This is a genomic window from Novosphingobium sp. B-7 (assembly GCF_000410615.1).
GTDB lineage: Bacteria > Pseudomonadota > Alphaproteobacteria > Sphingomonadales > Sphingomonadaceae > Novosphingobium > Novosphingobium capsulatum.
The window spans coordinates 456-9,927 of the sequence record NZ_KE148472.1; the positions used below are offsets into that span (position 1 = coordinate 456).

9 protein-coding genes, 1 tRNA gene and 1 pseudogene are annotated in these 9,472 nt (G+C 63.4%); 4 read left to right on the plus strand and 7 right to left on the minus strand.

The window, feature by feature from the left end; all coding sequences use genetic code 11:
* The 4 genes and pseudogenes from H926_RS31175 to H926_RS35600 form a co-directional block, all read left to right on the plus strand.
* Positions 1 to 415, plus strand: a pseudogene (locus H926_RS31175) (ribonuclease); the annotation flags it as partial.
* Positions 412 to 579: a DNA gyrase inhibitor YacG gene (yacG, locus tag H926_RS0120680; protein ID WP_022677963.1), complete on the plus strand. Its 168-nt coding sequence runs from the start codon at positions 412 to 414 to the stop codon at positions 577 to 579. The pseudogene H926_RS31175 and the gene yacG, both read left to right, overlap by 4 nt.
* 137 nt (positions 580 to 716) lie before the next feature.
* Positions 717 to 792 (plus strand) — tRNA-Phe (locus tag H926_RS0120685).
* Between the two features lie 152 nt (positions 793 to 944).
* Entirely contained in the window at positions 945 to 1,214 is a 270-nt protein-coding gene (locus H926_RS35600) for an Arm DNA-binding domain-containing protein (RefSeq protein ID WP_371256315.1), read from the plus strand.
* Here H926_RS35600 and H926_RS29430 read toward each other — a convergent pair.
* The 7 genes from H926_RS29430 to H926_RS29440 all read right to left on the minus strand — a co-directional run.
* Positions 1,112 to 1,486, minus strand: a complete 375-nt coding sequence (locus H926_RS29430; RefSeq protein WP_051146461.1) for a hypothetical protein — start codon at positions 1,484 to 1,486, stop codon at positions 1,112 to 1,114. The two genes, H926_RS35600 and H926_RS29430, sit on opposite strands and share 103 nt — an antisense overlap.
* Positions 1,487 to 1,760: 274 nt before the next feature.
* Complete coding sequence (locus H926_RS0120695; protein WP_028658299.1) at positions 1,761 to 3,755, minus strand: glycoside hydrolase family 97 protein; 1,995 nt, start codon at positions 3,753 to 3,755, stop codon at positions 1,761 to 1,763.
* A 17-nt stretch (positions 3,756 to 3,772) separates the two neighbouring features.
* Positions 3,773 to 6,232, minus strand: a complete 2,460-nt coding sequence (locus H926_RS0120700) for a TonB-dependent siderophore receptor (protein WP_158442026.1) — start codon at positions 6,230 to 6,232, stop codon at positions 3,773 to 3,775.
* Between the two features lie 248 nt (positions 6,233 to 6,480).
* Entirely contained in the window at positions 6,481 to 7,560 is a 1,080-nt protein-coding gene (locus H926_RS0120705) for a LacI family DNA-binding transcriptional regulator (protein WP_082209269.1), read from the minus strand.
* On the minus strand, positions 7,560 to 8,195 hold the full coding sequence (locus tag H926_RS0120710) for a hypothetical protein (RefSeq protein WP_028658301.1): 636 nt from the start codon (positions 8,193 to 8,195) through the stop codon (positions 7,560 to 7,562). The genes H926_RS0120705 and H926_RS0120710 overlap by 1 nt, the downstream gene beginning before the upstream one ends.
* A complete protein-coding gene (locus H926_RS29435) occupies positions 8,138 to 8,824 on the minus strand; it encodes an MFS transporter (RefSeq protein ID WP_158442028.1) in 687 nt (228 codons plus the stop codon). Before H926_RS29435 ends, H926_RS0120710 begins: the two co-directional genes overlap by 58 nt.
* A 321-nt stretch (positions 8,825 to 9,145) precedes the next feature.
* Positions 9,146 to 9,472 (minus strand): TolC family protein (locus H926_RS29440; protein ID WP_022677967.1); only part of this gene is annotated, 327 nt, incomplete at its 5' end.

A 9,472-nucleotide genomic window follows, 5' to 3' on the forward strand; every position in this document is an offset into this window, starting at 1 on the left:
CGGGTCGATCGGCATCGATTTCCCCACGCTGGGTGAAAAGCGCGATCGCCAGGCAGTGGATGCGGCACTGGCACAGGAACTGGCAGTCCGTGGCGCGCAGACCGGTTGGCGTGGTGAGCGCACGGCGATGAACGGCTATGGCTTCGTCCAGCTGGTCAGCCGACTGGAGCGCCCGTCGCTGCCCGCGCTGTTTGCCCGCCACCCTTTGGGCGCAGCGGCACGGCAGTTGCTGCGCCGCGCGGAAAAGGTGCGCGATCCGGGCGCCCTGCTGCTGACCTGCCACCCCGCCCTGGCGCGTGCCGTGCTGCCCGCCTGGCAAGACGAACTGGCCCGCCGCACCGGCCGCCTGCTGCACTGGTCCCTCGACGAAACCCTTGCGCCCACCGCCGGATTTGCCCAGGCGATCACCCCATGACCACACCTCCCAAGCGCTGCCCCATCTGCGGCAAACCGCGCAGCGATGCGCATAAGCCATTCTGCTCTGCCCGCTGCCGCGACCGCGACCTGATGCGCTGGCTCGAAGACGGCTATGCCCTGCCCGGCCCGCCCGCCGACGCCGAAGAGGAAGGCCCGGATTGAAGCACGGCCAGCCCGGGCCCAAAAAACCGATTGTGGAAAAATAGATGCAATTGAGGGCTGGACAACCTTCGGCCACCTCGCCATAGGGCGCTTCACCAAACGCAAGGCGCCGGCCAAACGGCCCGCCAGCGCGGCAAGCCCGGGTAGCTCAGTTGGTAGAGCACGTGACTGAAAATCACGGTGTCGGCGGTTCGATTCCGTCCCCGGGCACCATTGCCCTTTCCAGACCCATCCGCTGACATCCATAAGCGTCCGAAAAACCCTAGTGTTTTCAGCGTTCATGGCACTTTCCGCGTCCTGCATCGTCCATTGACGTTGCCCCAAAGCCGGATGCTTTGTGTGGTAGGATTGTGGGAAGCGCCCATATGTCGAGCTCACAGCGACTTACGGCGTTAAAAATCAGCCATTTGACCCAGCCCGGCCTCTACGGCGACGGCAAAGGCCTGATGTTGCTGGTTCAGGCCTCGGGCCACAAATCCTGGGTGCTTCGCCTCACCTCCAACGGCAAGCGTCGCGATTTCGGACTGGGCGGTTATCCCGGCACCAGTGCTCCAGCCACGTTGACCTCGGGGAGGTGCGCCAGAATGGCATCGAATTCGGGACGGTCCAGCCAGTCCGGGCTGACGGCCAGATGACGCAGGGTGTGATCGGGATCGATGATGACGATCGCCGGCTGGGTCATTTCATAGCTTTGGATACCCAGCGTGGCGCCAATCCAAGGGGTGCCAGGCGCGACCGAGGGCTGGTCTTCGGGAAAGAACGTGATGCCCAGTTGCCGCGCCAGGGCATACTCTGGGTCGGCCAGCGTGGCATAGCGAAGCCATGCCGCTCGGTCGGACCAGGGTCGACCGGGTTCTGTGAACTGACGGCATAGAGCGTAATGCCAGTCGCCTGTAATGCCGGCCACAGCGTGGCATCGTAATAGGGCAGCGCCAAAAACTAGGGGCTACTCATTTCTCACCTTGGGAATCCCAAAAATTATTTTTCTGCCAACGTATTGCTAGGCGGCGTGGGCAAATTCCACAACGCCACGGCTGGAGGCAAAAACCGCCAGTTTAAGGAGGCGAGGAAGCGGAATATCGGGAATATTGCGCGACAAGCCGACGCGGAAATGGCGGTTTTTGCCTCCAGCCCGGCAGGGGTTGCGTAATTTGTCCAAGCCGCCCCAAGCTAATCGACTATCAGCGCAGCATGCGAAACCGGATCACCTGCCCCCCGCCCCGCGCCAGATCAAGCGCAAGGGTGTCTCGCGCCGTAACCGTTTGCCGGCGGATCGCGATCTTTTCAGGTGCGGTGCGCCAGTCCGCGCCCGGGCCATCAGCATAGATCGTCGCTTCATACCGCGCGCCGGCGGCGAGGAAATCGAGTAGGACGGTCAGCCTGCGGGCGGTATCATTGGTGATCGCGCCCAGATACCAATCCGGGCTGTGCCGATCGCGCCGGGCAATGACCGCGTATTCGCCAATCGCGCCCTGCAGCGTGCGGCTTTCCTCCCAATCGGTCGGCACATCGTGGATAAAGCGAAAGGCATCGGCGTGCTCGTCATAATGCTCGGGCAGGTCAACCGCCATCTGCACAGGACTATACAACACGACATAGAGCGCCAGCTGGTTGGCCAGTGTGGCCGGCACGCGGTTGTCAGGCCGGTTGGCGCGATAATCGAAATGGACCACGCCGGGCGTGTAATCGAACGGGCCAGACAGCAGCCGCGTGAACGGCAGGATGGTGGTATGGTCGGGTGCATTGCCGCCATCGGGGCTGCCGCCGTTATACTCCTGCCCCCGCGCGCCTTCGCGGCTCATCAGATTGGGCCAGGTGCGGCGCAGACCGGTATCCTTGACCGGTTCATGCGGGAAGATGGCGATATGATGCCGTGCCGCTGCGGCGACGACCGTTTGCAGGCTCTGCACCGCGTATTGGCTGTCGGGCCATTCGGTCTGGTCGAGTCGCGTGCCGACATAGCCCAGCTTGATCGCACGCACGCCATAGCGATCGTAGTAATCGAGCGCGGGCTCAAGCTGGCTGAGATAGTCCTTCACCTGAGCGCCGGTTTCGTGATGGCCGATCAGGTCCACCCCCTTGGCGCGGGCATAGGCGGATACTTCGCCCATATCGAAAGCCGGTTGGGCACGGTCGAACACGAAACGGGAATGGCCGTTCTTCCACCATTCGGGCACGTCCCAGCCTACGTTCCAGCCTTCGACCAGCACGCTGGCAATGCCATGCTGCGCCGCCCAATCGATATAGGATTTGGCCCGCGCGGTGGTGGCCCCCAGCTTCGGCCCCGGCTCCCAGGTCAACAACCCGGTATGCATGGCCCAGAAGATGCCGATGTATTTTTCAGGCTTCACCCAGGATACGTCACCCAGGCGATTGGGCTCGTTGAGATTGAGGACAATCGTCGAATCCGCCAGATGCGCTGCGTCGGGCGCCACCATCACCACCCGCCACGGGGTTACCGCTCCACCATGCGTCCGCGCCCGATCGCCATTGGACCAGGGCGAGAGATCGGCCTTGAGAGTGCGGCTGTTTTCATCTGGCATCCGCAGGTTCATCGACGGGAAATCGACCAACGCCGCCTCGTGCACCGCCAGGGCAACGCCATCGCCTTCGAGGGTCAGCGGCGTCTGCGCGGTCTGGATCGCGGACAGCGCCGAGCGACTGTATTCGTACTCGCTGTATTTCTCGCGATAGGCCGGGATCGACCAGGCGCGGTAATTCTGCGCGAAGTGGAACTCGGTCTCCTCGTCGCTGATCACCAGCGGCTGCTGCGCCGAGCCGGGCAGGGTATAGCGGACACCGAAGCCATCATCGAACACGCGGATCTCGACGCCCAGCTTGCGGCCATCTGGCGCGGCAAGCGTGGCAACCAGGCCGCGATAGTGCTCACGCATCTGCCGGCGTTCGCCCCATGGCTGGGTCCAAGGCCGGTCGAGTTCGGTCGCCCGGCTCGCCACCAGCGCGAGGTCATGATCGATCGGCGCGGCATCCTTGAACCGGAAGCCGAGCCGCGAACGATCGAGGATCGGCTTGCCGTTATACCGCGCACGGTACACCGCCTCGCCATGGTCGACCGCCAGATCAACCACAATCCGGCCATCGGGCGAGGTGACCGTCTGCCACTCCTCCCCCAGGGCAGGAGTGGCCACGACCAGCGCCGCGATCCCGGCGATCATGCCAAGCCGCTGTTCCATCAGAAGTTATACGTCAGGCTGGCGCGAACGCGGCGGCCAAAGATCGGGCGACCCTGGAACGCGGTTTCCTGTACCCCGACGATCGAGCCGGCACGCGGATTGCCCTCGGTCAAGCCAACCGTGTTGAACAGGTTGGTCGCCACCACCTGGGCCTGAAGCGCGTCGGTGATCTTCCAGTTCGCACCCAGCCGCACCTCGGTGTAGTGCGGCAGGACGATGGTGTTGGCCACGTCGACATAACGCTTGCCGGTATAGGCCGCCTCGCCAAAGATGTTCACCCGGTCGCGCAGCAGATGCAGCGTTGGCCGGATCGAGAACTGTACCTCTGGCTGGCGCACGATCTGGTTGCCGCTGAAATCGAACGGGCCGTTCGCGTCCTGTCCGGCAAAGCTGGTATAGGTGATCTTCTGGTAATTGCCGCTGGCTGCCACTTCGAAGAAATCGGCCGGGCGCAGCGAAAGTTCGACCTCGATACCGCGCGATTCCGCCGCCGCCTTCTGGTTGATGGTCTGCGCCTGCCCGTTTGGCCCGGCAACGGTTGTCTGGAAGGCGACGTTGGGAAACCGGTTATAGAACAGGGTGACAAAGGCCGAGAACGGCCGCGTTGCATATTTCACGCCGCCTTCGACCAGGTCGATGCGGTTTTCCACCGGCACGCCGCCAAACCACTGAACGAACTCCGGCGTCACGCGGAAGCTGCGGCTATAGCGGGCAAAGGCCGCAACACGCTTGCTGAACTCGTAATTGGCGCCGGCAGAAAAGGCCCATTGCCCGGTCTTGAACCGATATTGCGTATTGGCCCCGGTGAAGACCAGCACGTTGTCATCGGCAATGGTCGAGAGATCGCCCAGATTGGCGCTGGTGGTCTGCGCGATCGTGCCTTCCTTGGCGACATGGTGATACCGCGCGCCCAGATCGATGCGCAGCTTATCGGTTACCTGCCAGGCATCGGTCAGGTACAGCGCATTGACCGTCACATCATCATGGAAACGCTGCAAATTGCTGTGCAGATTGAGCAGCCCGTCCTTGGTCAGCGCCACGGTTTGCTGCCCCGCGGCGTTCAGCCCGACCACATCGAAATAGCGCGGACGGTTGACGCCTTCGACTAGGATATCGTTCCAATTCCAGTTTTGCGTCTGGTTGAAATGGCTGAAGTAATAGCCAGCGGTCAGGGTATGCTGGCCCATGCCGGTGTAGAGCTTTTTGGTGATAGTCAGATCGTTGATCACGTTCTTGACGTTCACCACGGTGTTGAAAATGCTCTCGGTCAGGGCAAGCTGATTGCCCAGTGCCGATGCGGCCACCGTCTGGCCAGTGCTGGCATCGCGATAGACGGCCGATACGGTGTCAGGCCGCGCGGCCTGCAAGCGGGTCAGCGCGTTCGCCAGAAAGCCCTGGCTGGTGGCGACGCCGGAACTGAACAGTCCGTTGAAATCAACCGTGCCGGATGTGTAGCGCGCGCGGTCGTTGATCTCCCAGCCATCGCCCAGCGGCTTGTTGAAGATGGCAGTAAAGGTGTCGGTGTTGGTATGGATGCCTTGGGTGAGATCGACATTCTTGTCGAACGCGCCGTTGCCATCAGGCACGGTAAGCCGGCCAAAGGCATTGTTGACCAGCGTTCCCGTGCCGGCATCAAGGCCCGGCAGGCCCTGGCTGGGGCTGGCCAGCGGAATGGCGGTGTAGAAGATGTTCTTGTCGTTGAGCTTGCGATAGCTGACGAACAGCGAGCCGCTATCGACAAAGTCATACTGCAGGCCAACGCGGAACTGGCCCCCCTTGTTGCCGGTAAAGCCGGGGTCCCTGAGGCCATTGTCCTCGCGATAGAAGCCGCCGATCGCAAACGACAGGCGATCGGTCAGCGGGCCCGAGACATTGGCATCGAGACGGTAATGATCCCAATCGCCGATCTCGCTCTTGACCATGCCCTGGAATGTGCGGGTCGGGCGCTTGGTCAATACGTTGACCACGCCGCCCGGGGCATTCGACGCGGTGATCGAGGCCGAGCCGCCGCGCACGATCTGGAGCGAGTCGATCGTGGCATCGACGCGGAAGAACTCGTCGGCATTAGTGAAGGCCCCTGCCCCTTCCTCCCACACCGGCAGGCCATCTTCGAGCAGCGGCAGATAGCGATAGTTGTCGGCCGGCAGACCGCGCGAATAGACGTTGTTGCCAACTTCCCCGCCCGAGCTTTCGACATAGATACCCGGCGTCGAGGCGATAAGATCGGCAATGCCGAGCGACGCCTTCTGCGCGATCGCCTGCGGATCGATGGTGGTGATGGCGTACGATGTTTCGAACTTGCGGGTGCCCGTGCGCGTACCGGTCACGATGATCTCGTTGAGACCAAGGTCGCTGCCCTGTGCCGCGCCGGCGGCGGGCGCGTCGGCCGCAGCGGCAGACTGGGTAGCCGAAGACTGAGTTGGTAAAGACGGGGCGGATTGCGCCAGCGCGGGGGTCATCGGCCCCATCCACGCAACCGAAGCCATCAATGCCAAACGACATGCACGCATGATAATCCCCTCCTAGACGCCTCTGCTGGGCGGCACACCTGATGCGAGGGAAAGTGACCCGACTTGCAAACTTATGCAAATATTTTCTGCAAACGATTGCATTTTACATGGCGAGACACACACGATCTGATTTTATTATAATTTTTCCAGCATCTTACACATGAACATCATCATTATTTTGCATAAACGACAGATGCTCAGCGCCCACAGGATTCCCGAATCATCAGGTTCGTCGGCAACCGCTCCGACTTGGCGCGATGGCCGTCGATAATGCGCAGCAGCTTGGCCACCAGCAGATTACCGGCCTTGATCACATCCTGCCGGATGGTGGTGAGCCCCGGCGTCGACAGCGCGGCTGCGTCGATATCGTCATAGCCGATCACCGCCACATCATCGGGCACGCGGATGCCCCGCTGTCGCAGCGTCTGGATCGCGCCAAGCGCCACCAGGTCAGATGCGGCAACGATCGCATCGAATGCGATGCCCCGCTCGAGCAGATTGTCCACCGCCTCTGCCCCTTCGAACTGCCCGGCCGTCGGCGTCTGCACCATGTCGGGATCAAACGGCACATCGTGCGCAACCAGTGCCGCGCGATAGCCGTCGAGCCGGATCGCGATCTGCGAAAACGGCGTGCGGGCGGCTGGAATGGGGGGCATCGCACCGATAAAGGCGATGCGCCGCCGCCCTTTGCGCAACAGATGCGCCGTGGCCTGAAAACCGCCCTCATGATTGTCGCTGCCGATCGAGCAATAGCTTTGCCCCGCCACTTCCACGCCCCAGGCCACGAGCGGCTTGCCCATGGTGGCATAGCGATTGAGCGTATCGTGAAACTGCGACTGGCCCAAGAAGATCGTTCCGGCATAGGCGCTCTGGTCCAAAAACTGCGCCAGCGTGGCATCGTCATAGGGTGTTTGCCACACGATCGAGACATCGCGCCGCCGCTCGCGCAGCGCAGTGCCAACCCCGCCGATCAGCGCCAGTTCGAACGGGTTGGCCAACTGGCTGCCGTGTGCGGTTGCCACCGGCACGACCAGGCAGATCTGCTCTGACAGCGATGTTTGATGCCGGCGCACCCGCTGCGGCACGTGAACATAGCCCAGCCGGTCAGCGGTGCTCAGCACGCGCTCGCGCGTCCCTTCGCTGATCGCGCTGTGCCCGGTCAGCACGCGGGATACGGTCGCCACCGATACACCTGCTTCTGCGGCAACACCGCCCAGCGTTGGCCCGCTGCGCTTTACCCGCGCCATGATCTGCCTAGCGTTTGCATTAACTTGCATTACGCCACGGCAACGCGCTCGTCCATGCCTGACAGACACAGGCTCAGCAGTGCACCGGCCGCCATCAGCCCTCCGGCCAGGGGCAGCACCGGCCAGGCCATTCCGCCGAGCAGATGCGCGATGACCCAGCCCATGCTCACACCGGCAAACAATTGCGGCACCACGATGAAAATGTTCATCACCCCGATGAACATGCCCGCCGTCGCACTCGATACCGCCCGCCCAGCCAGCACGAACGGCGCGCTGAGGATCGAGGCATAGGCGATGCCGATCAGGACCGCGCAACCGATCAGCCCGGCAGGATGGGCGAGCAACGCCAAACCACTCAGCCCCGCTGCTCCCAGCGCCAGCACCGCGGCATGCACACGGGTGACGCCAAAGCGGCGGAACAGCCTGGGCAGCAGGAAGGCAAACACCCCGGCAACGCCGTTGTAAGTGCCGAACAGCACGCCCACGAAGTCTGCCCCTTTGCCATAGGCCGCGTCGAATGGCGACGTGGCACCATAAAGCTGCGCGGCGACTACCGGCGTGGCATAGACCCACAACAGATAGAGCCCGAACCAGCTGAAAAACTGGATCACCGCCACGGGCCGCAGCGCATGCCACAGCGCGGCGACTTCCGCTTTGCGGCCCATCGCGGCCCTCGCTTTGTCATCCCCCGCGCCACGGGCCGGGGGTTCCTGCACCCGCGCCACGGTCCAGCCCACCGACAGCGCCACGGCGCAGCGGCAACGAATGCAACGCGGATCGAGGGTGCGGTCTGGCCCGGCAGCGCAACATTGGACCAGCCGCCCCAGGCCAGCAGGATCGGTGCGCAGGCGCCCGCCAGCGCGCCCAGCCCGATGAAAACGGTCTGCATCGCATAGCCGCGCGCGTGTTCGTCGGGCGGCAATGTGTCGGCCACCAGCGCGCGATAGGGCGCATGCAGTGCGTTCATCGCCGCTTCGAGCATCCACACCGCCGCCACCGCCACCACCAGCGATGCCGCCAGCTGCAAGGCGGCCAGTGCCGCGATCACCACCAGCGCCGACAGCAGGATGTAGGGCCGCCGCCGCCCGAACCGCGTGGGCGCCCGATCGCTCAGCGCGCCAACTACCGGCTGCACCAGCAACCCGGTCACTGGCCCGGCCAACCACAGGATGGCCAGTTGATCGACCGACGCGCCCAGACCCTGGAAAACCCGGCTCAGGCTGGCGCTCTGGATACCGAACGCGATCTGCAGCCCGAAATACCCGACGCTAAGATCGATTACCCGCCCCCGCATGATCGGCCCCACACTCTGCGATCCGTGACACGATCGCCATCGATATGCCATTGGGCCTATCATAGTGGGCCCAAGCCTTTCAGCTACTGCTATTCGGTGGAAGCGCACAGGGCGGGCAAATCCCGCAGCGCCAGGATCGTGGTGAACACTTGACCTGCATGTAGAGCGCAAGCCGGGCAACGCCGACCTCTGGATTTTGATGCTTTTGCCGCGCGCCGTTTGACTCCCTGAGATGATAGAGGGTGTTGCTCCTGAAGCCCTTGCGCGGGTCCTTTCAGTTCAATTCAACAGCTGGCGCTCGGTGGAAAGCCGAGCAACCGTTCAATCCAGGCCCAGGCTGGCGCTGTCCATCAGGCTGGAGGCGAGTTCGGCACGGGCAGCGGCGTGGCGGTATTGCGCGTCGATCTGGCGCAGTTGTGCGTCGGCGGCGGCTTCCTCGCGCAGGTTCACCGGCAGGAAATCGCTGGCCCCCAAGGCAAAGCGGCGGCGTTCGGCTTCGGCCATGCGGCGGGCGAGGCCTGCCTCGTCGCCGGCCAGCGTGGCCAGGCGCTCGGCTCCGCTGACCTGCACGCGCAGGCTGGCAAGATCGGCGGTGATCTGCTGCTCGGCCAGGCGCAGGCGATGCGTCAGCGCGTCGGCATCGGCCTC

Excerpts from the sequence above, each read along its gene's own strand:
- H926_RS35600 (WP_371256315.1), top strand. The coding sequence starts at position 945 with ATGTCGAGCTCACAGCGACTTACGGCGTTAAAAATCAGCCATTTGACC.
- yacG (WP_022677963.1), top strand. The coding sequence starts at position 412 with ATGACCACACCTCCCAAGCGCTGCCCCATCTGCGGCAAACCGCGCAGC.
- H926_RS0120700 (WP_158442026.1), bottom strand. The coding sequence starts at position 6,232 with ATGACCCCCGCGCTGGCGCAATCCGCCCCGTCTTTACCAACTCAGTCT.
- H926_RS0120695 (WP_028658299.1), bottom strand. The coding sequence starts at position 3,755 with ATGATCGCCGGGATCGCGGCGCTGGTCGTGGCCACTCCTGCCCTGGGG.
- H926_RS0120710 (WP_028658301.1), bottom strand. The coding sequence starts at position 8,195 with ATGGGCCGCAAAGCGGAAGTCGCCGCGCTGTGGCATGCGCTGCGGCCC.
- H926_RS29435 (WP_158442028.1), bottom strand. The coding sequence starts at position 8,824 with ATGCGGGGGCGGGTAATCGATCTTAGCGTCGGGTATTTCGGGCTGCAG.
- H926_RS0120705 (WP_082209269.1), bottom strand. The coding sequence starts at position 7,560 with ATGCAAGTTAATGCAAACGCTAGGCAGATCATGGCGCGGGTAAAGCGC.